We start from the raw sequence: 24,543 nt of genomic DNA on the forward strand, positions 1-24,543 counted from the left end.
GCCGCGGGCGCGGCCGCGGCGCAGAAGGCCTGGGCCGCGACCGCGCACCCGGTGCGCGCCGCCGTGCTGCGCCGGGCCGCCGCGCTCCTGGAGGAACACGCCGGCGAGATCATGGACTGGAACGTGCGGGAAGTCGGCGCGGTTCCCGGGCTTGCCGGCTTCGCCCTCCACGTCGGCGCTCAGGAATGCTATGAGGCGGCGGCGTTGCCGTCGCATCCGCTCGGCCAGGTACTCTCGAGCGAGGAGCCGAGGATCTCCATCGCCCAGCGGGTGCCCGTCGGCGTCGTCGGAGTCGTGTCGCCGTTCAACGTGCCGATCATCCTCGGCATCCGCGCGGTGGCGCCGGCGCTCGCGCTGGGCAATGCGGTCGTGCTCAAGCCGGACCCGCGCACCGCTGTGACCGGCGGCGTGATGATGGTGCGCATCTTAGAGGAGGCCGGCCTGCCCGCCGGGCTCCTGCAGCTGGTGACCGGCGGCGCCGATGTCGGCGAGGCCATCGTCACCGACCCGAACGTGCGGGTGATCGCGTTCACCGGCTCGACCAGGGCCGGTCGCGCCGTCGGCGAGCTCGCGGGAAAGCATCTCAAGCGTGCCCACCTCGAGCTGGGCGGTAATTCCGCCTTCGTCGTACTCGCCGACGCTGACGTCGACAAGGCCGTCAACCTCGCGGCCTGGGGATCGTTCCTGCACCAGGGCCAGATCTGCATGACGGTCGGGCGGCACATCGTGCACGAGAGCATCTTCGACGAGTACGTCGAGAAGCTCGCCGCAAAGGCGGACTCCCTTGCCGTTGGCAACCCCGCCACCGAGCACGTGCACCTCGGCCCGATCATCGACGAGAACCAGCGCGACCGCATCCACCGCCTGGTCACGAGCTCGATCGATTCCGGCGCGAAGCTGAGGGCCGGCGGCAGCTACGACGGGCTGTTCTACCGGCCCACCGTGCTCGCGGACTCGCCGCTGGATGCCCCCGCCTTCTGCGAGGAGGTGTTCGGCCCTGTCGCATCCGTGGTGCGGTTCAGCACCGAGGACGAGGCCGTGGGCATCGCTTCGGCGACCGAATACGGGCTCTCGCTCGGCATCGTGACCGCCGACGCCATGCGCGGCCTCGAACTGGCCCAGCGGATCCCGTCCGGCATCGTGCACATCAACGACCAGACGGTCAACGACGAGGCGAACACACCGTTCGGCGGCGTCGGCTCGTCCGGCACGGGTTCGCGGCAGGGCGGTGCGGAGGCCAACATCGACGCCTTCACGGAGACGCGCTGGATCACCCTGCGCCGCACGCCGGGCAGCTACCCGTTCTGAGCGGAGCCTAGTTCACATCGTTGGGGTGGGAGCCCACGCGACCCGAGCGCTCGAGCGCGGAAATCGTGGCGAGTTCGGTGTGACTGAGCTCGAAGTCGAAGACGTCGAGGTTCTCGATCATGCGCGCGCGCCGGTTCGACTTCGGGAACAGGACGTTGCCGGTCTGCAGGTGCCAGCGGATGACCACCTGAGCGGGGCTCTTGCCGTGCGCCTCGGCCGCGACGACGACGACGGGCTCCTCAAGGAGTGGGTACTTGCCCTGGCCGAGGGGTCCCCACGCCTCGATCTGAATCCCGTGGGCGCGCGCGAACGCGGTGACTTCAGGCTGCTGGTGCGCGGGGTGCAGCTCGATCTGGTTGACCGCCGGGACGACATCCGTCTCGGCGAGAAGGCGTTCGAGGTGCGGCACGAGGAAATTCGAGACACCGATCGAGCGTGCACGTCCGGAGGCGCGGATCTTCTCGAGCGCCTTCCAGCTCTCGATGTAGCTGTCCTTCGCCGGCGTCGGCCAGTGGATGAGGTACAGGTCGACGTAGTCGAGCCCGAGCTTCTCGAGGCTCAGGTCGAAAGCGTCGAATGCGCTCTGGGTGCCCTGTTCGCTGTTCCACAGCTTCGTCGTGACAAAGAGCTCGGAGCGAGGCACGGCGGATGCCGCGATCGCGGCCCCGACTCCGGCTTCGTTCCCGTAGATCGCGGCCGTGTCGAGGTGGCGGTAGCCGACCTCGAGTGCGTCGGAGACGATGCGGGTCGTTTCGTCCGGATCGACCTTGAACACACCGAAGCCGAGCTGAGGAATGGTGTGGCCGTCGTTGAGGGTCAGGGTGGGCACAGAAGTCGTCATGGGCCCACCCTAAACGCCGGAACCGGACGGAACCTGACCTGCGTTGCTTCAGCGGGTGAGCTGGAGCTTCCACGCCTCGGGCTCGCGGGAGAGATAGCTCACCGTGAACCGGCCCGGGTGTCGCTGTTCGAGCTGGGCGAGGAGGGGCAACGGGTCGTGGGGAGCGACGAGGACCAGGCCGCCGCCGGGGAGGACAGCGTCCAGCGCGCCGAAGATCGCGGCGTGCCGGATCGCGTGCGGGAGCTGCCGGGCGTCCAGTTCTGGGTACCCTGCGGCCTCGGCCTCGCCGCAGGTGCAGGTGTGGCCGGCGGGCTCGTCGTGGGCCGCGGGCCGGGGTGCGGATGCGGGAAGGAGGGGGATCATGTCAACCATGATTTAAACCTAATATATTCCGCTTTAATTAGCGAGCGGGTCGACGGGCACCCAGTCGCCGCGGAGGCGCACCTCGCACAACTCGGGAAGGACGAAGGGGCGCAGCTCCACGTCGTCCGGGTCGTGCCCGCCGGAACGGGCGATGCCCCGGATCAGACCCAGGTGCAGCGAGCACACCACCGCGGGCGTGTGCCTGGCTTCGTCGCGGAAGGGACAGGCCCGGAGCTCGACGACCATACCGTCGCGGGCATCCGTCTCGCTCGGCGACGCCGGCTGACCGGGCGACGCCTCAAGCGATTGGGCGATCGGGTCGAAGCCGAGGCCGTCGAGGATGTGCACGAGCGGCCCGACGTCGCTCGCTCCTCCGGCCGCCCCTGTGCCCGGTTCGCTCTCGCGCGCCTCGAGGTCGAAGGCGGACGACCAGCGCTCGCCGGCGCGGATCGCCCGTGCCCGGCCACCGTCGTCGTCCTCGGCGAGGGCGCCGACGAGGGCGTGGCTGAGCAGCCGCTGCACACCGTCTTCGCGCACCGCGGGATTCACGGTGAAGAGGATGCGCGGACGCCCGCGGATCCCGGTCCGGTCGACGGCACGGCGGATCAGCCCGGCACCCTCGAGCTGGTCGAGATGGAAGCGCGCGGTTGTCACGTGCAGGCCGATGCTCGCGGCGACGGCGGCGGCGTCGACGGGCTCGCGGGCACCCGCGATCAACTCGAGCACCCGGCGGCGCGCATCCGAGGCGAGGGCCGCGTGCCGGTCGCCGATTCCCTGTCCGTCTACCATAGTTTGAGCGTAACAGTCTCCGGTTAAAGCGCCAGGCCGGGAGGACCCGCCCGCGCGCACCGGGCACCCGGAAGTCTTACGATGGAATGCTCATGATTCCCCTTGTCATCACCTTCCCGCCCGAACTCCCCGTCAGCCAACGCCGCGAGGATATCGCGCGCGCCATCCGCGACAACCAGGTCGTCATCATCGCGGGCGCGACGGGCTCGGGCAAGACCACCCAGATCCCGAAGATCTGCCTCGAACTCGGGCGCACGAGCATCGGCCACACCCAGCCGCGGCGGCTCGCCGCCCGCACGATCGCCGAGCGCATCGCCGAGGAACTCGGCCAGGAGGTCGGCCAGGTCGTCGGTTACCAGGTGCGGTTCACCGACCAGGTCGGTCCTGACACCAAGATCAAGCTCATGACCGACGGCATCCTGCTGAACGAGATGCACCGCGACCGGATGCTGCGCAAATACGACACCATCATCATCGACGAGGCCCACGAGCGCAGCCTCAACATCGACTTCCTGCTCGGCTACCTGCGCCAGCTGCTGCCGCAGCGCCCCGACCTCAAGGTCATCATCACCTCGGCGACGATCGACCCGCAGAGTTTCGCCGAGCACTTCGCGGCCGTCGACGGCACCCCTGCGCCGATCATCGAGGTCTCCGGCCGTACCTACCCGGTCGAGATCCGCTACCGCCCGCTCGTGGCCGAAGCGATGGCGGACGATGACGACGAGGACCAGGCCTCGGCGACGCCGCCGGTGGACCGCGACTACATCGAGGGCATCTCCGCGGCGCTCGACGAACTCGAGCGCGAGTCGAACGGCGACGTGCTCGTCTTCCTGAGCGGAGAGACCGAGATCCGCGACGCAGCGGATGCCCTGCAGGGCAAGTTCGCGAGTGGCGACCGCACGAGCCCGACCGAGGTGCTGCCGCTCTACGGCCGGCTCTCCTCCGCCGATCAGCACAAGGTCTTCCAGCCCTCGACCGTCGCCGGGGTTCGGCGCCGGATCGTGCTCGCGACGAACGTCGCCGAGACCAGCCTGACCGTCCCGGGCATCCGTTATGTCATCGACGCCGGAACCGCCAGGATCAGCCGGTACAGCGTGCGCTCGAAGGTGCAGCGGCTGCCGATCGAGGCGATCAGCCAGGCCTCCGCGAACCAGCGCTCCGGGCGCAGCGGGCGCACGAGCGACGGCATCGCGATCCGGCTGTATTCGGAGGAGGACTTCGGTCGCCGCCCGGAGTTCACCGAGCCCGAGGTGCTGCGCACCAACCTCGCCGCCGTGATCCTGCAGATGATCTCGCTCGGCCTCGGCGACATCGCCGCGTTCCCGTTCCTCACCCCGCCGGATTCCCGCGGTATCAAGGACGGCCTCGACCTGCTCGCCGAGCTCGGCGCCGTTGCGCCGGGCAGTGGGGTGAGCAACGCGAGCGGCGGGGTGTCCAAGCTCACCCGGATCGGGCAGCAGCTCGCGAAGCTGCCGATCGACCCCCGCTTCGGGCGGATGGTCATCGAGTCCAAGACCCAGGGCACCAGCCGCGAGGTGATGGCGATCGTCGCCGGCCTCACCATCCAGGACCCGCGGGAACGGCCGCTCGAGCGGCGCGCGCAGGCCGACCAGCAGCACGCGCGGTTCGCGGACCCGACGAGCGACTTCCTCGGCCTGCTGAACCTCTGGAATTACCTCGAGCTCAAGCAGAAGGAACTCGGCTCGAGCGCCTTCCGCAGGCTCTGCAAGAACGAGTTCCTGAACTACCTGCGGGTGCGCGAGTGGCAGGACGTCTACAAGCAGCTCCGCCAGCTCGCCAAGCCGCTCGGCCTACACATCGGCGACCCGGCGGTCAACCCCGACGGCATCCACCGCTCCCTCCTCGCCGGGCTGCTCTCGCACATCGGCCTCAAGGATGTCGCGAAGAAGGACTACATCGGCGCCCGCCAGCAGCGCTTCGTGATCTTCCCCGGCTCGTCGCTCGCGAAGAAGCAGCCCAACGCCGTGATGAGCGCGGAACTCGTGGAGACCAGCCGGCTCTTCGCCCGGATGAACGCCGTCGTCGACCCAGCCTGGGCCGAACCGCTCGCCGGGGACCTCTGCAAGCGCAGTTACTCCGAACCGCACTGGGAGAAGAAGCAGGGCTCCGTCGTCGCCTACGAGCGGGTCACCCTCTACGGGGTTCCGATCGTGCCGCGCCGCCGCATCCAGTTCTCCCGGGTCGACCCGGCCTACGCCCGCGAGCTCTTCATCCGGCACGCCCTCGTCGACGGCGAATGGGACCTCGACCGCGTCGACCAGCGTGTCACCGCGTTCGACCGGGCCAACACGAAGCTGCGCAAGGAACTCGCCGAGCTCGAGGAACGCACCCGGCGCCGCGACATCCTCTTCGACGACGAGGCCGTCTTTGAGTTCTACCAGCGCCGCATCCCCGCGGAGGTCTGCTCGACGCGCACCTTTGAGACGTGGTGGCGCAAGGCGCGCGCCGAGACCCCCGACCTGCTCACGATGACCGCGGAGGCGCTCGTTCCCGACGAGGCCACCCCGGAGATCGACGAGGCCGTCTTCCCGCCGACCTGGCACCAGGGCGACCAGCGTTTCCACCTGAGCTACCGGTTCGAGCCGGGGGCGGATGACGATGGCGTCGCCGCCCTGATCCCGCTCGCCCTCCTGGCCCGGCTCTCCCCCGCCGGCTTCGACTGGCAGGTGCCGGGCCTCCGCGCCGACCTCGTGACCGCGCTGATCAAGTCGCTCCCGAAGAGCATCCGTCGCAACGTCGTGCCCGCCGCCGACTGGGCGGCCCGGCTGCTCACCGAGCTACCGCCTGCGCCCGGCGAGGCCCGCACGGCGAAGGACACGAGCAGCATGGGCGGTACGAGCATCGGCGCCCGGCTCGGCGCGGGCACCGGGGCGGGTTTCGAGACAGAGGCTGCGCCGTTCACCGAGATCCTCGCGGGCCTGATCCAGCGGCTCACGTACGTCCCGGTGAACGCAAACGACTTCGAGCTCGGGCGCGTACCCGCGCACCTCCGGATGACGTTCCGCGTCGTCGACGACCGCGGGCAGGCGATGGCCTCCGGAAAGGACCTCGGCGAGCTGCAGCGCAGGCTCGGCTCCCGGGCGCGCGAAAGCGTCGCGGCGGCATCCGCTGCCACGCCCGTCAACGCGATCGAGCGCGGCGGCCTCACGACCTGGGATTTCGCGGAACTCCCCCGATTCATCGACACCAAACAGGGCGACAACACCATTCGCGGCTACCCGACCCTCGTCGACGAGGGTACGAGCGTCGCGATCCGGATGATGAGCACCGCTGCAGAGCAGGCGAGTACGCTGCCGGGCGGGGTGCGTCGGCTACTGTTGCTCGCGACGCCGTCTCCGGTCGCCTACGTGCAGCAGCACCTGACCGGGGCGGAGAAGCTCAGCCTCGCCACGAGCCCGTACCGCACCACGCAGGCCCTCTTCGACGACTGCCTCGCGGCCTGCGTCGATGAGGTGCTGTTCCGGGTGAACCCGAGCGGCCAGGTCTTCATGAAGGCCGAGTTCGACTCGATCCGGGACCGCGTGTCCGGGGTGCTGATGGACTCGATGTTCGAGGCCGTTGGGCTCGTTGCGCGCATCCTCACCGCCTCCCGGGCCGCCGACAAGGCGCTCAAGGCCTCGACGAGCATGGCGTTGCTGCCCGCGCTGACGGATGCCCGTGCCCAGCTGGCCGGACTGATCTACCCCGGCTTCGTGAGCGCGACGGGCCTCGCCCAGCTGCGCCACCTGCCGCGCTACCTCGGCGGCATCAGTTCACGGATCGTGAAACTCGGCGACAATCCCAGCCGCGACCGGGTCTGGATGAATGAAAGCCAGTCGGCCACGGCCCGCTACGAAGCTGCCGGCGGCCGGATTCCGCTGGCCCCCGGCATGGCGGCGAACCTCGTGCGCGCACGCTGGATGATCGAGGAGCTGCGGATCAGCCTGTTCGCGCAGGAGCTCAAGGCCGCGGAGTCGGTGTCTCTGCAGCGGATCCACAAGGTCCTGACCAGCTGACCCCGACTGCCGCCGGGGTCAGCTGGTGGCTAGAGCACCTTCGAGAGGAACGCCTGCGTGCGGCGGTGTTGCGGGTTGCTCAGCACGAGCTCGGGGTCGCCGGACTCGACGACGACGCCGCCGTCCATGAACACGAGCGAGTCACCCACCTCGCGGGCGAAGCCCATCTCGTGGGTGACCACGATCATCGTCATGCCCTCCTTCGCGAGGCCCTTCATCACGTCGAGCACCTCGCCGACGAGTTCGGGGTCGAGCGCGCTCGTCGGCTCGTCGAAGAGCATCAGCTTGGGCTCCATCGCGAGCGCGCGGGCGATCGCGACACGCTGCTGCTGGCCGCCGGAGAGGTGCGCGGGGTAGTAGTCCGCGCGTTCGGCGAGTCCCACCCGGGCGAGCAGGTCGCGGGCGGTGCGCTCGGCTTGCGCCTTGGGCAGCCCCTTGACCCGCAGCGGCGCCTCCATCACGTTCTGGAGTGCGGTCATGTGCGGGAACAGGTTGAAGCGCTGGAACACCATGCCGATGTCCCTGCGCTGCTTCGCCGCTTCCTTGGGCGCCATCTCGTAGAGCTTGCCGTTGGTCTCGCGGTAGCCGATCAGCTCGCCGTCGACGCTCAGCCGTCCGGCGGAGAGCACCTCGAGGTGGTTGATGCAGCGCAGGAACGTGGACTTGCCCGACCCGCTCGGCCCGACGAGGCACATCACCTCGCCGCGTTTGACCTCGAGGGAGATGCTCTTGAGCACCTCGTGCGAGCCGAAGCTCTTCGAGACCTGCTCTGCGAGCACCATCGGCACGTAACCGCGGGCAGCGGATGCCGCGTTCGGCGTGGTCAGGTCGCTCATGACGGGCCTCCCTGGCCGGTTTCGGGTTCTCGGCCGGTGCGGGTCGCCGGCGCCTGCTCGGAGCCGGGCACGATCGTGACGCCCGTGATCGGGTCGGGGTTGGAGCCGCCGCCCTTCTTGTCCGGCTGACGGTCGCCGATGCCGCGCGCGAAACGCTTCTCGAGGAAGTACTGGCCCACCATCAGGATCGAGGTGAAGAACAGGTACCAGATCGACGCGACGATGAGCAGCGGGATCGGGTTGAACGTCTCGGCGGAGATGTCACGGGAGCGGGCGAACAGGTCGAAGCTGAACGGCACCGCCGTGACGAGCGAGGTCGTCTTGAGCATCGAGATGACCTCGTTGCCGGTCGGCGGGATGATCACCCGCATCGACTGCGGCAGGATGACCCGGGTCATCGTCTGCGACCAGCTCATCCCGAGCGCGGTCGCGGCCTCTTCCTGGCCACGATCGACGGCGAGGAGTCCGGCACGGACGATCTCGGCCATATACGCGGCCTCGTTGAGCGAGAGGCCGATCACCGCGAGGGCGAACGTGCTGAGCGCGGCGTTCGTCTCGAACGACACCCACGGGTGCATGAACGGGATGCCGATGTCGATGCTCGAATAGATCAGCGAGATCAGGCCCCAGATGGTCAGCTGGACGTAGACCGGTGTGCCGCGGAAGACCCAGAGATAGAACCACGCGAGGCTCTTCACGACCGGGTTGGGCGACAGCCGCATCACCGCGAGGATCACGCCGAGGACGATCGCGATCACCATCGAGTAGACGGTGAGTTCGAGGGTCACGAGCGCGGCCTGGGAGATGCGCCGGTCGAACAGGTACTTCGCGACCGTCGGCCAGTCGTACGCGGGGCGGAAGGCCGCGTCGACGATAGCCAGGGCGAACACCACGATCAGGATGATCGCGAAGACCATCCGCCAGGGGTGACGCAGCCGGATGGCTTTGATGGGAACCGACGCGGCCGGGGCGGCCGGATCGGCCGGGGACGAGGCGGGCCCCGCCCCCCGGCCGTTCAGATTCGGCGTGCTCACCGGTTAGCCGTTCGCGGCTGCGTTGATCGTGATCTTGTCGATGCCGCCGTCGGCGACACCCCACGTGTCGAGGATGGCCTTGTAGCTGCCGTCGTCGACCATGGACTGCAGTGCGGCCTGGACGGCCTTGCCGAGGTCAGAGCCCTTGGCGACGACCATGCCGTATGGTGCGACGTCGAAGGTCTTGCCCGCGAGCTGCAGCTTGCCCTTGGTCTGGGCGATGGCGTAGAGGGTGACGGGAGAGTCGGCGCTGAGCGCGTCGGCCTGGCCGAGTACGACCGCGTTCGTCGCGGCATCCTGGGTGTCGAACTTGAGCTTGTCGATCGCGGGCTTGCCGGCCGCGACGCAGGCGTCGCTCTTGGCGGGGACCTCGTCGGTGTCTTCGTAGGTGGTCGCCTGCACGGCTACCTTCATGCCGCAGGCATTGTCCGGGTCGACGGTCTTGTCCTTGGCCGATGCCCACTGGATACCGGCGGTGTAGTAGTTGACGAAGTCGACCTGCTGCTCGCGCTCGGCGGTGTCCGTGAACGAGGACTCGCCCATGTCGGCCTTGCCACCGGCGACGGAGGGGATGATGTTGTCGAACTTGGCGACCTGGAATTCGGCCGTGAGCCCGAGCTTGGTGGCGACCGCGCTCGCGATCTCGATGCCCCAGCCGATGGGCTTGCCTGCTTCGTCCTTGAACTCGTTGGGGGCGTAGGTCGGGTCGCTGCCGACGATGAGCTTGCCGGAGGACGCGATCTTGGCGGGAACGAGTGCGGCGGCCGCGTCGTCCTTGGTGATCGCTGCGGCCGAGGCGCTGGTGGTCGAGCCGGTCGAGGGCGTCGAGTTGTCGACGCAGCCGGTGAGCATCAGTGCGGCCGCGGCGGCGACGGCGGGGAGTAGGTATCGAGCGCGCATATGCGGAACCTTCTTTGTTTGTCGGTGTCAGGGGTTCGTCATTGAGTCCGTAAACGGTAAGCGACAGAGGTGAGCATATAACAGGATGCTCACGCGGATTCTGTGCGCAGGTCACGTTTTGGACTAGCTAAAGCGAGCGTGAGGGGGACGTGTCTCGATCAAGTATGGCCGTTAGCGTGTTTCGGGCAGATTTCGCCGGGTGCGACGACAGCACACGCACCGCCGCCCCGCCCAGTTGCGCACAAAGCACCCTCATCGCGACGACGAAGGTGCTTTGACCGCAATTCAACCCCGGCGACGGGCGTTATTCGGCGGCCTTGGCCGCGGTCGAGAGCATCGTCACGTAGTCGTCGAGGCCCCAGGTCAGCGAGAGACCCGTCGGCGGGGAGACGGACGAGATGAATGCCGCGCCGACCGGGGAGGCGACGGAACCACGCTGCACCTGCGGCATGGCCTGGGCGTACCCGGCGGAGAGGAACGCATCCGATTCCTCCTGCGTCGTCCCGAAGTTCACGAGCACGTCACTCGTGAGCTTGTCGAGCTGTTCGTGGCTGAGCGTGTAGTAGAAGCTCGCCTCGTCGGTCGCGAGGGCATCGACGGCGGGTGCGTTCACGAAGCCGAGGTCGAGGGTGAATGCGACGCGGGGGTCTTCCTTCTTGTAGACGTAGAACGTTCCTCCGCTGTCGCTCGTGAGGGCGATGGACTTGCCCGCGAACTCGGGGTGGGCTGCCGCGGCCGCGGCGATCTTCGCGTCGATGCCCGCGAGAAGCGTGGTCGCTTCAGCGGACTTGCCGAGAGCCGTTCCGGTGATCGTGATGAGGTCGCGCCAATTCGTCGCCCAGGGCTGGTCCGGGTAGCCGACCACGGGGGCGATCTTGCTGAGCAGCGCGTACTGCTCGGCGGTGATGCCCGAGTATGCGGCAAGGATGACGTCGGGTGCGGCCTTGGCGATGTCCTCGTACGGCGGCTCCGTGGAGTCGGGCAGCACGGTCGGCGTCGGCGTTCCGCTCGTCGCGAGCGCCTCGGAGATCCAGGGCAGCACGCCCTGGGCGTCACCGGCGTATGCCTGGAACGGCATCGCGACGGGAATGACGCCGAGGGCGATCGCGTCGTCCGCGCTCCCCCAGCCCCAGGTCACGACCCGGGTCGGCTGCTTCGGGATCACGGTCGACCCGAAGGCGTTCTCGATCGTGACGGGGAACGACGCGGCTGCGGAGTCGCCCGCCGCAGCATCCGTTGACTGGGGCGCCGGCGCGGAACAGCCGGTCAGCGTCAGGGCGACGAGGGCGGCGACGGCGACAAGCGCGCGAATGGGGGGACGGTGCACGGGAAACTCCGGTTTCTCAGTTGTCTCGGGGAAGGACATGGTTCGACTAGATTAGGTTAGCCTTACCTAATATAGCGGATGCCGCGGTCGGAGCGGGATGGAACCTCCCGATCGGCACGACGAGCGGTGAGCCGCAGACCGGGTCGGGGATGACGAGGGCGTCGAGCCCGAAGGCGGAGCGGACGACGTCGACGGTCAGGGTGTCCGCGGGCGGCCCTGCGGCGATGATCCCGCCTGAGCGCATCACGAGCATTTCGTCGGCGTACCGGGCCGCGAGGTTGAGGTCGTGCAGGACCATCACGATCGTGGTCCCGCGGGTGCGGTTGAGCTCGAGGAGGAGGTCGAGGACCTCGATCTGGTGGGCGACGTCGAGGAAACTCGTCGGCTCGTCGAGCAGCAGGATGTCGGTGTCCTGGGCGAGGGCCATCGCGATCCAGACCCGCTGGCGCTGGCCGCCGGAGAGCTCCTCGAGCCGGCGCGCGGCGAGGTCGAGGGTTCCGGTGCGCACGAGGGCGTCGGCGACGATGGCGTCGTCGGCGGCCGTGGTGCCGCGGAACCAGCCCTGATGCGGATGCCGGCCGCGACCGACGAGTTCGCCGACGGTGATTCCCTCCGGCGCGAGCGGCTGTTGCGGCAGGAGGCCGAGCACGGTCGCGACCCGCTTGCCCGGAATCGTCGCGATGTCGGTGCCGTCGAGGAGGACCACGCCGGTCTGCGGGGTGAGCAGGCGGGCAAGTCCGCGGAGGAGGGTCGATTTGCCCGAGGCGTTCGCGCCGACGATGACCGTGATCCGGCCGACGGCGATCTCGAGGTCGAGGTCTGTGACGATCGGGACGCCGTCGTAGCCGAGGCCGAGGGCGACGGTGCGCAGCTCGTGGTGCGTGCGGTCGCCCGGTTCGGCGGCTGCTGGACCCACGAAAGCCGGGACCGCTGTCTGCGGGTCGGGAGCGTGCGGTTCGGGCTGGGTCATCGGGTTCCTTCTGTGCTGTCGCGCGGGATGCCGCGGGTGCTGCCGGCGCCGCTGCCGCCCGCCGCTCCGGTCGCGAGCAGCCAGAGCAGGTAGGGCGCTCCGATGGCGCCGGTGACGACCCCGGCGGGGAGCTGGAGTCCGCCCGGGAGCAGGTGCTGGGACGCGAAGTCGGCGGCGCTGACGATCAGGGCGCCGACGAGGGCCGAGGGAACGAGGCTCAGTCCGCCGGTGCCGACGAGGCGGCGGGCGATCGGCGCGGACACGAACGCGACGAACGCGAGCGGGCCGACCATGGCCGTCCCGAGCGCGGCGAGGGCGACGGCGACGATGAGGAGTCCGAGCCGGTTGCGCTCGGCACCGACCCCGAGGCTCGTGGCGAGGTCGTCGCCCAGTTGCAGCGCGCGAAGACGCGGAGCGAGCATCCACACGATCGGCAGGAGCACCGCGAGTCCGACAGCGACGACCGCGATCTCGGGCCAGGCAGCACCGCTCACGCTGCCGACGAGCCAGGTCAGGGCGTCCTGGGCGTCGCGGAGCTCGGCGCGGCTGAGCAGGTAGCCGAGCAGGCCCTGCACCATGAACGCGATGCCGACGCCGATGAGCACGAAGCGGTAGCCGGCGACGCCTCCGGTGCCTCCGCCGCGACCGCGCCAGGCCAGCAGGTAGATGACGGTCGCGACGAGGATCGCGCCGCCGAAGGCCGCGAAAGCGGTCGCGAGGCTGCCGAAGCCGAGCACGAGCATCCCGAGGACCGCTGCGGCGCTCGCCCCGCCGGTGACGCCGACGATGTCGGGGCTCGCGAGCGGATTGCGCAGCACGGTCTGGAACAAGGCGCCCGAGAGCGCGAAGGCGACGCCGGTCAGGAGCGCGAGCACGAGCCGGGGCAGGCGCAGGGTCAGCACGATGAAGTTCTCGGCCCCGGTGCCCTGGCCGGCGAGGGTGCGGAGCAGGTCGGGCACCGCGACGGAATAGGAGCCGACGGAGAGGCTCAGCGCGGCGACGACGAGCACCGCCCCGGAGAGGACGATCACTGTCCGGCGCTCCCGGCGGCGCCGTGCACCCCGCGCCGCGCCGAGCACAGCCGCGGGCGCAAGGACCGGAGTGCTTGTGCTCACAGCCCGACCGCCTTGGTGCCTCGCACGAGAGCAATCAGCACGGGGGCGCCGAGGAACGCGACGACGAGGCCGGCCTCGATCTCGCCGGGGCGGGCGATCACGCGCCCGATCACGTCGGCGAGCAGGAGCAGGGCGGGGCCGAGCAGCGCCGAGAGGGAGAGGGTCCAGCGGTAGTCCGGGCCGGCGAACCAGCGGGCGAGGTGCGGAACCGCGAGGCCGACGAAGACGATCGGCCCGGCGAGGGCGGTCGCCGAGCCGCAGAGCAGCACGACGGCCACGAAGCAGACGATCCGTGCGGCCACGACGTTCTGGCCGAGACCGCGGGCGAGGTCGTCTCCGAGGGCGAGCGCGTTGAGCATCCGCCCGGCCGTCGCCGCCAGAATCGTGCCGGCGAGGATGAACGGCGCGAGCTGCAGCGCGGTGTCGAGGCCGCGGGCGGAGAGGGAGCCCGCAGACCAGAACCGGTAGCGGTCGAAGGTCGACGGGTCGCTGAGCAGCACGATGGTGATCAGCGAGGTGAGCGCCGCGGTGAGCGCCGTGCCGGCGAGGGTGAGCTTGACGGGGGTCGCTCCCCCGCGTCCGAGCGACCCGATGACGTACACGACGGATGCCGCGACCGCGGCCCCGACGAAGGCGAACCAGACGTAGCCGAGCGCGCTCGTGACTCCGAAGACGGCGATGCCGGCTACGACGAAGAGGGAGGCGCCCGCGTTGACGCCGAGCAGCCCGGGGTCGGCGAGGGGGTTGCGGGTGACGCCCTGCATGAGCGCACCGGCGAGGCCGAGGGCGAGGCCCGCGAGCAGGCCGACGACCGTGCGCGGGATACGCAGGTCGAGCACGACCAGCTGGTCGGTCACGGCGGGGTCGGGCCGGAACAGGGCGTCGAGGACGGTGCCGAAGGGCACGTCCCGCGCGCCGACGACGAGGGAGGCGATGATCACGAGGACGAGGAGCACGGCCGCGCCGAGGAGCCCAGCCACCGGACGTCGACCCGAACCGGTTCGACGGAGTCTTGCGGTCTTTCGGCCCGAAACGGCACTCTCGGGTGTTTCTTGGGCAGAAAATCCGTCGGATTCGTTCGGGGCCGGAAGGTTCGGGGCCGGGCGGTTCTGGGCGGGGAGGTTCGCGGCCGGATGCTCGGACGGGTGTGCCAGGCGGCTCACTGGGGCTCGGCCTTGCCGAGGCGCCAGTAGCCCATGAAGGAGACGCGCCGGCGGTCGACACCGGTCTCGCTCACAAGGAACCGGCGGAGGCGCTTGATCGCGCCGGCCTCTCCGGCGAGCCAGGCGTAGAACCCTGCGCCCGGCGGTGTGTCCGGGGTGTCCCACAGGGTTTCGCGGTCGATGTCGATCTCGAGCTCGGCCGCGTTCACGGCGACGCCGGTCGGGACCTCGGGTCCCTGGTGGCCGGCGACCCAGGTGCGCACGGCGGCGTCGAGGCATTCGCCGTGCGGGGCGCCTCCGCGTGGAAGCCAGGTGACGGTGCAACCGTCCGGGACCCGCACGTCGAGCTGGTCCGCGGCATCCGGCACCTCGAGGAAGGCGTGCGCCGTGCGCCCGGGCTGCAGGGTATCGAGGATGCCGCAGATCGCGGGGACCGCGGTCTCGTCGCCCGCGAGGAGCAGGTAGGTCGCGTCGCCGGGGCGCCAGTCGAGGCCGAGGCCGGCGTCGCGGCTGCGCGAGTCCGGCCCGACGATGACGACGTGCTCGCCGACCTGGGCCGCGGCGAGCCAGCGGGATGCGGGGCCGGGGCCGGAACCGGCGGCATCCGCTGCGTCGTGGGAGACGAAGTCGACGTCGAGTTCGCGGAGGTGCGGGCGCACCCTGCGGACGGTGTAACTGCGGAACGGGTTGCGCTCAGCTTCGGGAAGGGCCCGCCAGCGGTCGTACCAGCCGGTGCCGGTCGAGGCAGGGTCGTGCTGCTCGTCCACTCCGAAATCGGCGAGGCCGACGCCGGGGATCGGCAGGACGAGCTTGATCCGCTGGTCGAGTCCCGCCGTGCCGAAGTGCTCGAATTCCGGACCGGTGAAGGTCACCCGCACAAAATGCGGGCTCAGGCGCCGGATGCCCGCGACCGTCGCCCGGTACGGCCGGTAGCCGGGGCGTGCATCAGGGAGCAGGTCCTCGCCGGTCACCTCGGTGCTGGGTAAGGTAAGCATTACCTAAGTATTGCATCCCCGGGCTCTGCGTGCCGTGTGAATTCGGTGTGAGCGCACCGGGCCGCCGCGAGCCGGCCTCGCCACCTACAGCCGGACGCTGGCCCCGTGGAAACCGCTGAACCCGCCGCGCCCGCCGTCCCCGGTTTCCACGGGGCGGTCCGGGAGATTGGACCACTGCGACCAGGATCCGGGGTAGAGGTAGGGGACGAACCCGGCGATCGTGAGCGCGGCGATCTCGTGGGCGGCCGTGACCCCCGACCCGCAGTAGACCCCGATCGGGCGCATCGGTTTCACGCCGAGGGACTCGAACTGCGCACGCAGCTGGTCGGCGGGCAGGAAGCGTCCGTCGTCGGCGAGGGTGTCCGTCGTCGGGGCGCTCACCGCGCCCGGGATGTGACCGGCGCGGGGGTCGACCGGCTCCGTCTCGCCCCGGTACCGGGCGCCGGCACGCGCGTCGAGGAGGATGCCGGTGTGCGCGATGGCGGCGGCGGTGTCGGCGTCGATCGTGGCGAGCGAGCCGTAGCTGAGGTGCGCGGTGCCGATCGACGGGTCGGGCTGCTCCCCGGTGACGAGCGGCAATCCCGCCCTGCGCCAGGCGGCGAGCGCACCGTCGAGCAGGAGCACGTTCCGGTGGCCGGCGTGCCGCAACAGCCACCACGCCCGCGCCGCCGACATCAGGCTCAGGTCGTCGTAGACCACGACGGTGTCGTCGTCGTGGATTCCCCAGCGCCGCGCCGCCGCCTGCAGATCGTCGATCGCGGGCAGCGGGTGCCGCCCGTCTTCAGGCGCCCCTGGCCGGGCGAGTTCGGTCTCGAGGTCGACGTAGACCGCGCCCGGCAGGTGTCCGGCGGCGTATTCGTCGCGTCCGCTCGGCCCGAGGAGCGCCCACCGGACGTCGAGCACACGGATGTCGTCACGCGTCTCGAGCAGGCGGGCCAGGTCCTCGGCGGAGATCAAAGTGTTCACGAAACCACGGTACCGGGTGTGCGCGGCGCGGGGACCCGCATCCGCCCATGCCCCGCCCCTTTGATACGGCCCCAGGCACGGCCGTCGACACGATCCTCGGCACGGAATTGCGTTCGGTACACGTTCGTTGCGAAAACGGGCGCGCACGCGACGCAATTCGGCGCGGGGCGGCGACGGATTGCGTGCCGGGGGCCCGACTCGACCCGTACCGGGCCTCGCCCGTAGACTCGAACGAGTGAGCAGCTACTGGACCCTACTGAAGACGCCCGGGGTTGCCCGTCTGATCGCCGCGCAGCTGACCGCCCGCTTTCCGTTCGGGATGCTCTCGCTCGCGTTCCTGATCCACATCGAGCACGTCTACGACTCCTACGGGTCCGCCGGCCTCGTACTCGGTGCGATGAGCATCGGCCAGGCCATCGCCGGCCCGCTCACGAGCCGCCTGATGGGCCGCTGGGGCATGCGCCCGGTCATCATCGCCACGATCGCGATCTGCGCGAGCGCCATCGTCGTGATGGCGTTGTTGATCCTGCCGATCTGGGGCCTGATGGTGATCGGCCTCGTCGCGGGGCTGACGACACCGCCGATCCAGCCGGCCGTGCGCACGATCTACCCGAAGATCGTCAACTCCCGTCAGCTCACCCCGCTGTTCTCGCTCGACGCATCCGCCCAGGAGATCATCTGGGTGCTCGGACCGGTCATCGCCACATTCGTCGCGATCCAGATCAGCTCGGTCGCGGGCATCCTCCTCGCCGCTGCATTCCTGGTCGGCGGCGGCATCTGGTTCGTCGTGCTGCCCGAGGTCGGCCGGGTACGGATCCCGCGCAGCCGCCGCAAGCTCGGCGCCGTGCTCAAGCGCCCTGCCGTGCTCCTCAGCACCGTTGTCGGCTTCATGCTCGTCGCGGCCTGCTCGGCCGTCGAGGCCGGCGTCGTCGCGGCATTCGGTCACGGCAGCTCGGACTCCGGCTGGGTGCTCGGCATCTTCGCGATCGGCTCGCTCGTCGGTGGCCTCGCGCTCGGTCACGCGCCGATCGGCCCGTGGGCCCTCGCCGGGCGGATGCTGATCGTCACGATCGGCCTCTCCCTCGCGACTCTCGGCCTCAGCTTCTGGTGGCTCGCCGCAACGCTGCTCCTCGCGGGTATCGGCATCGCGCCGGCCTTCGCTGTGCTGTTCGGGATCGTCTCCGCGAGCGTCAAGTTCAGCGACACCGCCGAGGCGTACGGCTGGGTCGGCACCGGCCAGCTGATGGGAGCGGCGCTCGGGTCCGCGACGGCCGGCTTCATGATCGACCATAACGGCGCCGGGTCCGCGATCCTCGTCGCCGCCGGTTTCGCCGCGCTCGGGACCCTGATCCCCGCGCTCGGTCGCCGCTGGCACCCGGACCTGCGCGGCCGCGACGCCGGCCCGATCCCCGACACCGCCCCCATCCAGATCCAGGTCTCCTAACCCCACCGCCCCGGCCGCGCCTCGCCCGCTTACAGTCCGCGAGAGTACACTTTTGGCCCTTAAACCAGTGCTTTAGGGGCCAAAAGTGTACTCTCGCGGGCGTCGCGCAGCCGCGGGTCGGGGCAGCGGATGCCGCGGCATCCGCTGCCGGAGACCTGCGGCTAGTGCGTGTCGACCTGGTGGGCCACGTACTGCACGGGAGCGGGCAGGTGCGCCTCGCTCCGCACGGTGCGGGAGAACCGCTCGATCGACTTAAGCGCGCTGACCAGCTCGTCGGGGGTGATCGGGAACGGCATGTTGTGGATGGTCTCCCCCTGCACCGTCGCCGCCTCGGCGACGCGGCGCAGGTCGTCCTCGTCGTCGACGCTGAGGCCGACCTCCGTCAGCGTGTTCGGCAGCCCGACCCGGGTCGTGAACTCGATGAAGTCGCGGATCTCCTGGGTCGGGGCGCCCTCGAGCACGAGCTGCGTGACCGAGCCGATGTTGACCTTCTGCCCGTGCGCGAGCCCGTGGGTCTGGTGCGCCGCGGTCAGGCCGTTGTGGATCGCGTGCGCCGCGGCGAGCCCGCCGGACTCGAATCCGAGCCCCGACAGCAGCGTGTTCGCCTCGACGAGCTTCTCGACGGCCGGGGTGACCTGGTGGTCGCGCACGGCGTCGAGGGCGGGGAGCGCGTTGTCCCAGATCACGCCCCAGGACAGTTCGGCGAGCGCGGTGCCCGCGAGGGTCGGCAGGCCGCCGGCCATCGTGTTCGCGTGCGCCTGCCTCGTCGCCCGGGCCTCGAGCCACGTCGCGAGCGCATCGCCGACGCCCGCCGCCAGGAACGCGGCAGGGGCATCCGCAACGAGCTGGGTGTCCATCAGCACGAGGTCAGGGTTCTTCGGGAAGAAGCGGTACTCCTCGAACGCGCCATCTGCGGTGTAGATCACGGAGAGGGCCGATGTGGGGGCATCCGTTGATGCGACGGAGGGCACCGTGACCCAGCGGATCCCGGCGAGGAACCCGGCCGCCTTCACGGCGTCCATGGTGCTGCCGCCGCCGAGGGCGACGATGACGTCGGCGCCGGTCCTGTCGATCACGCCGACGAGGCGGGTGACCTCCGCGGCCGTGGGGATGCCGCCGAAACGTTCCCGGGTGACGGGCAGCTGGGCGGCGCGCAGCGAGTCCGTGGCGCGCTGCCCGAGGATCCCCCAGACGACGTCGTCGGAGACGAGGAGCGGGGTCTTCCCGAGCGGCGCGAGGAATTCGCCGAGCCGGGACAGCGCCCCTTTCCCCTGGACGTAGCGGCCGGGGCTGATGATGGTGCGAATGGCGCTGGAGGCGGCCATGACGATCTCCTTCTTCAAGCGATGCGGATGCCGCCAGCCTAAATTCGCCGGTGCCGGCCCGGTCAGGGGCCCTGTCACCATGTGAGAAGCTGCCTCACGCGCCGAACCCGGGATCTTCTCAGGAGCCGGACGATTGTGCCCGGGCCGGGCCCGACCGACAATGGCCGCATGAAGACCACGGATGCTCTTCCCCTGTCCCAGCCGCCGTCGCCCCGGACGCTCGCCCAGCCGCCACTGACGTCCAACGTCACGGCACTGCCGGCACCGCCCGCCCCGAGCGGGGTCGCCTCGATCCTGAAGACGCTCGCGATCCTCGAGATCGTCGCCGAACGTGGCGGGGCCACGGCGAAGGAGGTCTCCGCGAGCCTCGGCTATCCGCTGCCGACCGTGTACCGGCTCATGCAGACGCTCGTGCAGAGCGACTACCTCGTGCACATCCGCCGGGAGCGCAAGTTCGAACTCGGCTACAAGCTGCATCAGCTCGGCGTCTCGCTGCATCGCCAGATCGGCGTGCCCGCCGAGGTGCGCACCGAGATCGCCCGCCTGCACCGCAACGCCCAGGCGGCCGCGTACTTCGCCGTCTACCGGGGGGCCGATGTCGTCGTCACGTACATCGTGGATTCCCCGGCAGCCCCGCGCCTCACCCCGTTGAGCTTCGGGTTCCACGAGGCCGCGCACGCGACCGCCTTCGGCAAGATCATGTTGAGCGGCATGACCGGCGAACAGCGCGACCAGTACCTCGACGCTCATGGGCTGCCGCAGCTGACCCCGGCGACGATCACGGATCGCGGGGAACTCGAACGCCAGCTCGAGTCGATCTCCCGGTCGCACGTCGCCTGGGAGCACGAGGAATTCGTGCCGGGTATGACGTGCGCCGCGGTCGGCGTGCGCAACTCCGCAGGCCTGCTCGTCGGCTCCGTGGCGATCTCGGCCCGCGCGGACTCCATCGCGATCCGCGAACGCGACCACGAGCGGATGCTGCGCGAGACCGCTGCCGGACTCTCGCGGTACTTCCGCTCCGGCAGCGTCAGGCGCTGAGCATCCGCTCCGCGACGGTTAGCGGGCCTCCCACCAGGGCGTGATCACGGCGCGCGCGAGGGTGTGCGCGCCGAGGTTGAAGGTGAGGAACGCGGGCGTCGAAGTCTCGGGGATCCCGATCGTGTCGACGTCGAGGGCGTGCACGGCGATGTAGTAGTTGTGCCGCCCGTGGCCGGCCGGCGGGGCCGCACCGAGGTAGCGGCGGAGGCTCGCGTCGTTGGTCAGCTGCCAGGCGCCGGGCGGGAGCAGGGTGCTGTCCTCCTCCCCCGCACCGGTCGGCAGGCTCGTCGTCGAAACGGGGATGTCGGCGACGGCCCAGTGCCAGAATCCGCTCGCCGTCGGGGCGAGCGGGTCGTACATCGTGACCGCGAAGCTTCGGGTTCCCGCCGGGAAACCGCTCCAGTGCAGTTCCGGGGACGTGTCGCTGCCGCCGGCGCCGAAGATCCCGCTGCGCTGGGGCGGGTCGAGTTCCCGGCCGTTCTCGACATCGTTCGATTCGAGGGTGAAGGTCGGCACGTCGCCGATCTGGTCGTACGGGGTTCTCATCATCTGGTCGTGGGTCATGGGTGCGTCATCTCCTTGTCGGGCGTGGTTCGGGACGGTGTCAGGGTGCCGGAGGGGTCCCGGATCCCGGAGCCGGTAGCCCGGTCACAGGGACCGGTTGGCGAGCTGTTCGGCGATATGGTCGGCCTGCCGGATGGCGAGGGCCACGATCGTGAGCGTCGGGTTGGCCGCGGCGCCGGTCGTGAAGACCGACCCGTCGCTCACGAACAGGTTCGGCACATCGTGGGCACGCCCGAACTTGTTCACCACGCCGTCCTCCGGTCGTGCGCTCATCCGGCTTGTGCCGAGGTTGTGCGTCGAGGGATACGGCGGGGTGCGGTGCGCCGAGATCGACCCGACCGCGTCGTAGAGCAGTTCGGCCTGGCGGTAGCCGTGGTCGCGCATGGCGACGTCGTTCGGGTGGTCGTCGAAGTTCACGTTCGCGACCGGCAGGCCGGCAGCATCCGTGACCGAACCGTTGAGGGTGATCCGGTTGGTCTCCTGAGGCATGTCCTCGCCGACGATCCAGAGCCCCGCGGTGTGCGCGTAGCCGTCGAGGATCGACGTGAAGTCGCGCCCCCACGAACCCGGGTCCGCGAAGGCCGCGAGGAACGCCGGCCCGAGCGAAAGGGTCTCGAGGTAATAGCCGCCCGCGAAGCCGCGGCGCTCGTCGTGGCGCGCCTCGTCCGCGATGATCCCGGCCATGGTCTCGCCGCGGTAGGAGTGCACCGGGTCGGGGAACTGGGCGTAGACGGAGCCGGTGGTGTGCCGCATGTAGTTGCGGCCGACCTGGCCGGAGGAGTTCGCGAGTCCGTCCGGGAACAGTGAGCTCGCGCTGAGCAGCAGCAGTCGAGGCGTCTCGATCGAATTCCCGGCGACACAGACGATGCGTGCCCGCTGCCGGTGCATGCCGCCGGCGGCATCGAGGTACAGCACGGCATCGGCGCGCCCGGTCCGGTCGTGCGTGATCTGCACGGCCTGGCTGAGCGGCCGCAGGTCGAGGTGACCGGTCGCCTCCGCACGGGGAATCTCGCGCACGAGGGTGCTCCACTTCGCGCCGGACTTGTCGCCCTGGAAGTTGAAGCCGTCCTGCACGGATGCCGGGCGCCCGTCGTACGGCTCGGCGTTCGTCGCGTACGGACCGGTCGCGTAGAAGTTGTAGCCGACCCGGGCGGCACCGTTGGCGAACACCTTGTAGTTGTTGTTGGCGGGCAGGGCGGCGCGACCGTGCCGGTGCGTCGAGCCCATCGCGATCTCGGCGCGGTCGTAGTACGGCGCGAGTTCGGCGAGGGTGATCGGCCAGTCGAGCAGGTTCGCGCCGTCGATACCGCCGTAGGTGCTGCGAGCCTGGAATTCGTGGGCGAGGAAGCGCGGCGTGGCGCCGGACCAGTGCGTGGTGCTGCCGCCGACGGCCTTGACGATCCACGCCGGCAGGTTCGGGAAGTCACGGGCGATGCGCCAGGAGCCACTCGTCGTGCGCGGGTCGAGCCAGGCCATCTGCGAGAACGCCGCCCACTCGTCGTTGACGTATTCCGCATTGGTGATGTGGGGCCCTGCCTCGAGCACGACGACCGGGATGCCCCGGGCAGTGAGCTCGTAGGCGAGGGTGCCGCCTCCCGCTCCGGACCCGATGATGACGACGGCCTCCTCGTCGTGGTCGATGGCGCTCACTTCGTCACCTCGTCCCTGCCCGAAGCGGATTCCGGGGCTGCGGATGCCGCAGCCGGGGTCGCGGGGGTCGCGGCACCGACCTGCCGGGTGAGCGGACCGATCTCGACGTAGCGCAGTTCGCCGGTGTATTCCTCGATCCGCGGCTCGGGGAGCCAGTCGAGGTCGTTGAAACCGCGGTGCAGATAGCCGCCCTTGTCGAAGGATGCGCCCTCGTAGCCGAGCGCTTGCCAGACCTCCGGGAGGTTGTAGAGGGTCAGCACGGTGTTCGCACGAACGAAGCCGAAGAATTCGGTCTGTTCGATCGCGCGGAGGCGGGCCGTGGCATCCATCGCATTGAGGTCGAGGAACGCTCCGGCCGGGAGGGTGTCGAGGCTCGCGAGGCCGGACGACAGGGCGAGGAAGTGCCGTGGCGTCTTCTCGGCGAGCGCAATCAGGGCGTCTGCGGTCTTCTCGTATGCGGTGTCCGGCAGTTGCGCGTGCGGGAATGCCACCCGGATGACGCGCACGAGCAGGGCCCGCGCCTGCGGGGAGTCGAGGAAGCCGCTCGGGGCTTCCGAGGTTTCGAGGAACGTCACTGTTGGTCTCCTTCGGATGGATCGGGGTGGATCTGGCTCAGGCGGCGTGACCGGGTACGAGGATGCCGCGGCCGACCAGGCGACCGCTCTCGAGGTCGGCGATCGCGTCGTTGGCGGCCTCGAGCGGGTAGACGGCGGTGTGCAGGGTGACCTTGCCCTGGGCGGTGAGGGTCATCAGTTCGACAAGGTCGGTGTATGTGCCGACGAGGTTGCCGATCACATTGATCTCGCGGGAGATGATCTCGATCGTCGGCAGGCTGACCGTACCGCCGTAGCCGATCACATAGTGCGAGCCACGGTTCCGGAGCAACTTCGGGGCGAGCAGTTCTGCGCCGCGTTCGCCGACGAAGTCGAAGACGATGTGCGCGCCGCCACCGGTGATCTCGGCGACGGCCTTCTCGACCGCCGCGTCGCTCGTCGCGAGCACGGTGTGGTGTGCGCCGATCTGCCCGGCGAGCTCGAGCGCCGCTTCGGAGCGGTCGACGACCGTGATTTCCGCGCTCGTGATCGCCGCGAGGCTCTGCACGCCGATGTGCCCGAGGCCGCCGGATCCGATCACGACGGCGTGGCTGCCGGGGAAGAGCACCGGGGCGGCCTTCCGCACGGCGTGGTACGCGGTGAGTCCGGCATCCGCCAGAGCGGCCACGTCCCGGGGCTGGAGCGCGGGGTCGAGCTTCACCACGGCGCGCGCGTTCGTGCGCAGCACCTCGGCCATGCCGCCGTCGACATTGATGCCGGGGAAGGTGGCGTTCTCGCAGTGCGAATCCTGGCCCTCCCGGCAGGCGGGGCAGAGCCCGCAGCTGGTGAGCGGATGCATGATGACGGTGTCCCCGACCGCGACGTTGTGCACGGCCGAGCCGCACGCCCGTACCCAGCCGGCGTTCTCGTGGCCGAGGGTATAGGGCAGGTGCGGGTGCTGGATCGGATCCCACTGGCCTTCGATGATGTGCAGGTCGGTACGGCAGAGCCCGGCGGCGCCGACGTCGACGAGCACGTCCCACGGGCCGAGGATCTCGGGCTCCGGCACGTCGTCGAGGGTCGGCTGTGCGCCATAGGAATGGATCCGGACAGCCTTCACCGTGACCTCCTGCATCCCGGGTTCTCGCCGGGCGACGTTGCCCGGCCTGCCGCACCCCCGAGGGGTCGGCACGAGATCCTCATACTCTCGGTGCTGGGCCGCCGACTCGAAAGCGCGCCTCTCACCACGTGAGAAGCGCGCACCTCGCCGGGCCACCCCTTCCGCGAAAGCGGGTGAATCGTCGTTCAGGCCGTGTCCAACCGACGATTCACCCGCTTTCGCGGAAAGCCGCATGGCCGGTTTAAT

General features: G+C 69.9%; 21 protein-coding genes. 4 read left to right on the forward strand and 17 right to left on the reverse strand.

Features of this window, described 5'->3' with window-relative positions:
• Positions 1–1,308: aldehyde dehydrogenase family protein (locus tag E3O46_RS08505; protein WP_134561530.1), on the forward strand; the 1,308-nt coding region annotated here is incomplete at its 5' end.
• A gap of 7 nt (positions 1,309–1,315) precedes the next feature.
• On the opposite strand, the gene E3O46_RS08510 is transcribed toward E3O46_RS08505, so the two are convergent.
• The 3 genes from E3O46_RS08510 to E3O46_RS08520 are packed head-to-tail and all read right to left on the reverse strand — an operon-like array spanning position 1,316 to position 3,301.
• Positions 1,316–2,149: an aldo/keto reductase gene (locus E3O46_RS08510; protein ID WP_134561531.1), complete on the reverse strand. Its 834-nt coding sequence runs from the start codon at positions 2,147–2,149 to the stop codon at positions 1,316–1,318.
• 48 nt (positions 2,150–2,197) lie between these two features.
• Positions 2,198–2,521: a DUF2249 domain-containing protein gene (locus E3O46_RS08515; protein WP_134449357.1), complete on the reverse strand. Its 324-nt coding sequence runs from the start codon at positions 2,519–2,521 to the stop codon at positions 2,198–2,200.
• 24 nt (positions 2,522–2,545) lie between these two features.
• Positions 2,546–3,301 carry a helix-turn-helix transcriptional regulator gene (locus E3O46_RS08520; protein WP_134561532.1) on the reverse strand — a complete coding sequence of 252 codons (756 nt, stop codon included), beginning with the start codon at positions 3,299–3,301 and terminating at the stop codon, positions 2,546–2,548.
• 86 nt (positions 3,302–3,387) lie between these two features.
• On the opposite strand from E3O46_RS08520, the gene hrpA reads away from it, so the two are divergent.
• Positions 3,388–7,317 (forward strand): ATP-dependent RNA helicase HrpA, encoded by a 3,930-nt coding sequence (hrpA, locus tag E3O46_RS08525; RefSeq protein ID WP_174775125.1) that lies wholly within the window; start codon positions 3,388–3,390, stop codon positions 7,315–7,317.
• Positions 7,318–7,346: 29 nt separating this feature from the next.
• On the opposite strand, the gene E3O46_RS08530 is transcribed toward hrpA, so the two are convergent.
• The 9 genes from E3O46_RS08530 to E3O46_RS08570 all read right to left on the reverse strand — a co-directional run bounded on the left by E3O46_RS08530 (position 7,347) and on the right by E3O46_RS08570 (position 16,623).
• Complete coding sequence (locus E3O46_RS08530) at positions 7,347–8,099, reverse strand: amino acid ABC transporter ATP-binding protein (RefSeq protein ID WP_134449397.1); 753 nt, start codon at positions 8,097–8,099, stop codon at positions 7,347–7,349.
• Between the two features lie 50 nt (positions 8,100–8,149).
• Complete coding sequence (locus tag E3O46_RS08535; RefSeq protein WP_370294755.1) at positions 8,150–9,187, reverse strand: amino acid ABC transporter permease; 1,038 nt, start codon at positions 9,185–9,187, stop codon at positions 8,150–8,152.
• Positions 9,188–9,190: 3 nt separating this feature from the next.
• Complete coding sequence (locus E3O46_RS08540) at positions 9,191–10,087, reverse strand: ABC transporter substrate-binding protein (protein ID WP_134449354.1); 897 nt, start codon at positions 10,085–10,087, stop codon at positions 9,191–9,193.
• 304 nt (positions 10,088–10,391) lie between these two features.
• Entirely contained in the window at positions 10,392–11,414 is a 1,023-nt protein-coding gene (locus E3O46_RS08545; protein WP_241987371.1) for an ABC transporter substrate-binding protein, read from the reverse strand.
• 46 nt (positions 11,415–11,460) lie between these two features.
• Complete coding sequence (locus E3O46_RS08550; RefSeq protein WP_134561535.1) at positions 11,461–12,384, reverse strand: ABC transporter ATP-binding protein; 924 nt, start codon at positions 12,382–12,384, stop codon at positions 11,461–11,463.
• A complete protein-coding gene (locus E3O46_RS08555; RefSeq protein ID WP_134561536.1) occupies positions 12,381–13,499 on the reverse strand; it encodes a FecCD family ABC transporter permease in 1,119 nt (372 codons plus the stop codon). The genes E3O46_RS08550 and E3O46_RS08555 overlap by 4 nt, the downstream gene beginning before the upstream one ends.
• On the reverse strand, positions 13,496–14,479 hold the full coding sequence (locus tag E3O46_RS08560) for a FecCD family ABC transporter permease (RefSeq protein WP_134561537.1): 984 nt from the start codon (positions 14,477–14,479) through the stop codon (positions 13,496–13,498). Before E3O46_RS08560 ends, E3O46_RS08555 begins: the two co-directional genes overlap by 4 nt.
• A 179-nt stretch (positions 14,480–14,658) precedes the next feature.
• Complete coding sequence (locus E3O46_RS18555; RefSeq protein WP_134561538.1) at positions 14,659–15,657, reverse strand: siderophore-interacting protein; 999 nt, start codon at positions 15,655–15,657, stop codon at positions 14,659–14,661.
• A gap of 84 nt (positions 15,658–15,741) precedes the next feature.
• Positions 15,742–16,623 (reverse strand): sulfurtransferase, encoded by an 882-nt coding sequence (locus tag E3O46_RS08570; RefSeq protein ID WP_134561539.1) that lies wholly within the window; start codon positions 16,621–16,623, stop codon positions 15,742–15,744.
• Between the two features lie 235 nt (positions 16,624–16,858).
• On the opposite strand from E3O46_RS08570, the gene E3O46_RS08575 reads away from it, so the two are divergent.
• On the forward strand, positions 16,859–18,067 hold the full coding sequence (locus E3O46_RS08575; RefSeq protein ID WP_134560536.1) for an MFS transporter: 1,209 nt from the start codon (positions 16,859–16,861) through the stop codon (positions 18,065–18,067).
• Between the two features lie 161 nt (positions 18,068–18,228).
• Here the strand turns inward: E3O46_RS08575 and E3O46_RS08580 are convergent, their stop codons facing one another.
• Complete coding sequence (locus tag E3O46_RS08580; RefSeq protein ID WP_134449346.1) at positions 18,229–19,392, reverse strand: glycerol dehydrogenase; 1,164 nt, start codon at positions 19,390–19,392, stop codon at positions 18,229–18,231.
• A gap of 168 nt (positions 19,393–19,560) precedes the next feature.
• Between E3O46_RS08580 and E3O46_RS08585 the strand changes: the two genes are divergently transcribed.
• A complete protein-coding gene (locus E3O46_RS08585; RefSeq protein ID WP_134560538.1) occupies positions 19,561–20,430 on the forward strand; it encodes an IclR family transcriptional regulator in 870 nt (289 codons plus the stop codon).
• A gap of 18 nt (positions 20,431–20,448) precedes the next feature.
• On the opposite strand, the gene E3O46_RS08590 is transcribed toward E3O46_RS08585, so the two are convergent.
• The 4 genes from E3O46_RS08590 to E3O46_RS08605 form a co-directional block, all read right to left on the reverse strand.
• Complete coding sequence (locus E3O46_RS08590) at positions 20,449–20,994, reverse strand: YbhB/YbcL family Raf kinase inhibitor-like protein (RefSeq protein WP_241975489.1); 546 nt, start codon at positions 20,992–20,994, stop codon at positions 20,449–20,451.
• Positions 20,995–21,078: 84 nt separating this feature from the next.
• Positions 21,079–22,644, reverse strand: coding sequence for a GMC family oxidoreductase (locus E3O46_RS08595; protein ID WP_134561540.1), 1,566 nt, complete (start codon positions 22,642–22,644; stop codon positions 21,079–21,081).
• Positions 22,641–23,219 carry a hypothetical protein gene (locus E3O46_RS08600; protein WP_174774654.1) on the reverse strand — a complete coding sequence of 193 codons (579 nt, stop codon included), beginning with the start codon at positions 23,217–23,219 and terminating at the stop codon, positions 22,641–22,643. The genes E3O46_RS08595 and E3O46_RS08600 overlap by 4 nt, the downstream gene beginning before the upstream one ends.
• 37 nt (positions 23,220–23,256) lie before the next feature.
• A complete protein-coding gene (locus E3O46_RS08605) occupies positions 23,257–24,297 on the reverse strand; it encodes an NAD(P)-dependent alcohol dehydrogenase (protein WP_134560542.1) in 1,041 nt (346 codons plus the stop codon).
• Between the last annotated feature and the right edge of the window lie 246 nt (positions 24,298–24,543).

The organism is Cryobacterium glucosi (genome assembly GCF_004402235.1).
GTDB classification, from domain to species: Bacteria; Actinomycetota; Actinomycetes; order Actinomycetales; family Microbacteriaceae; genus Cryobacterium; species Cryobacterium glucosi.

What these genes read in the sequence shown, in the direction of transcription:
- E3O46_RS08590 (WP_241975489.1), bottom strand. Translation starts at nt 20,994, where the DNA reads ATGACCCACGACCAGATGATGAGAACCCCGTACGACCAGATCGGCGAC.
- E3O46_RS18555 (WP_134561538.1), bottom strand. Translation starts at nt 15,657, where the DNA reads ATGCTTACCTTACCCAGCACCGAGGTGACCGGCGAGGACCTGCTCCCT.
- E3O46_RS08550 (WP_134561535.1), bottom strand. Translation starts at nt 12,384, where the DNA reads ATGACCCAGCCCGAACCGCACGCTCCCGACCCGCAGACAGCGGTCCCG.
- E3O46_RS08520 (WP_134561532.1), bottom strand. Translation starts at nt 3,301, where the DNA reads ATGGTAGACGGACAGGGAATCGGCGACCGGCACGCGGCCCTCGCCTCG.
- E3O46_RS08540 (WP_134449354.1), bottom strand. Translation starts at nt 10,087, where the DNA reads ATGCGCGCTCGATACCTACTCCCCGCCGTCGCCGCCGCGGCCGCACTG.
- E3O46_RS08585 (WP_134560538.1), top strand. Translation starts at nt 19,561, where the DNA reads ATGAAGACCACGGATGCTCTTCCCCTGTCCCAGCCGCCGTCGCCCCGG.
- E3O46_RS08510 (WP_134561531.1), bottom strand. Translation starts at nt 2,149, where the DNA reads ATGACGACTTCTGTGCCCACCCTGACCCTCAACGACGGCCACACCATT.
- E3O46_RS08530 (WP_134449397.1), bottom strand. Translation starts at nt 8,099, where the DNA reads ATGGTGCTCGCAGAGCAGGTCTCGAAGAGCTTCGGCTCGCACGAGGTG.
- hrpA (WP_174775125.1), top strand. Translation starts at nt 3,388, where the DNA reads ATGCTCATGATTCCCCTTGTCATCACCTTCCCGCCCGAACTCCCCGTC.
- E3O46_RS08515 (WP_134449357.1), bottom strand. Translation starts at nt 2,521, where the DNA reads ATGGTTGACATGATCCCCCTCCTTCCCGCATCCGCACCCCGGCCCGCG.
- E3O46_RS08580 (WP_134449346.1), bottom strand. Translation starts at nt 19,392, where the DNA reads ATGGCCGCCTCCAGCGCCATTCGCACCATCATCAGCCCCGGCCGCTAC.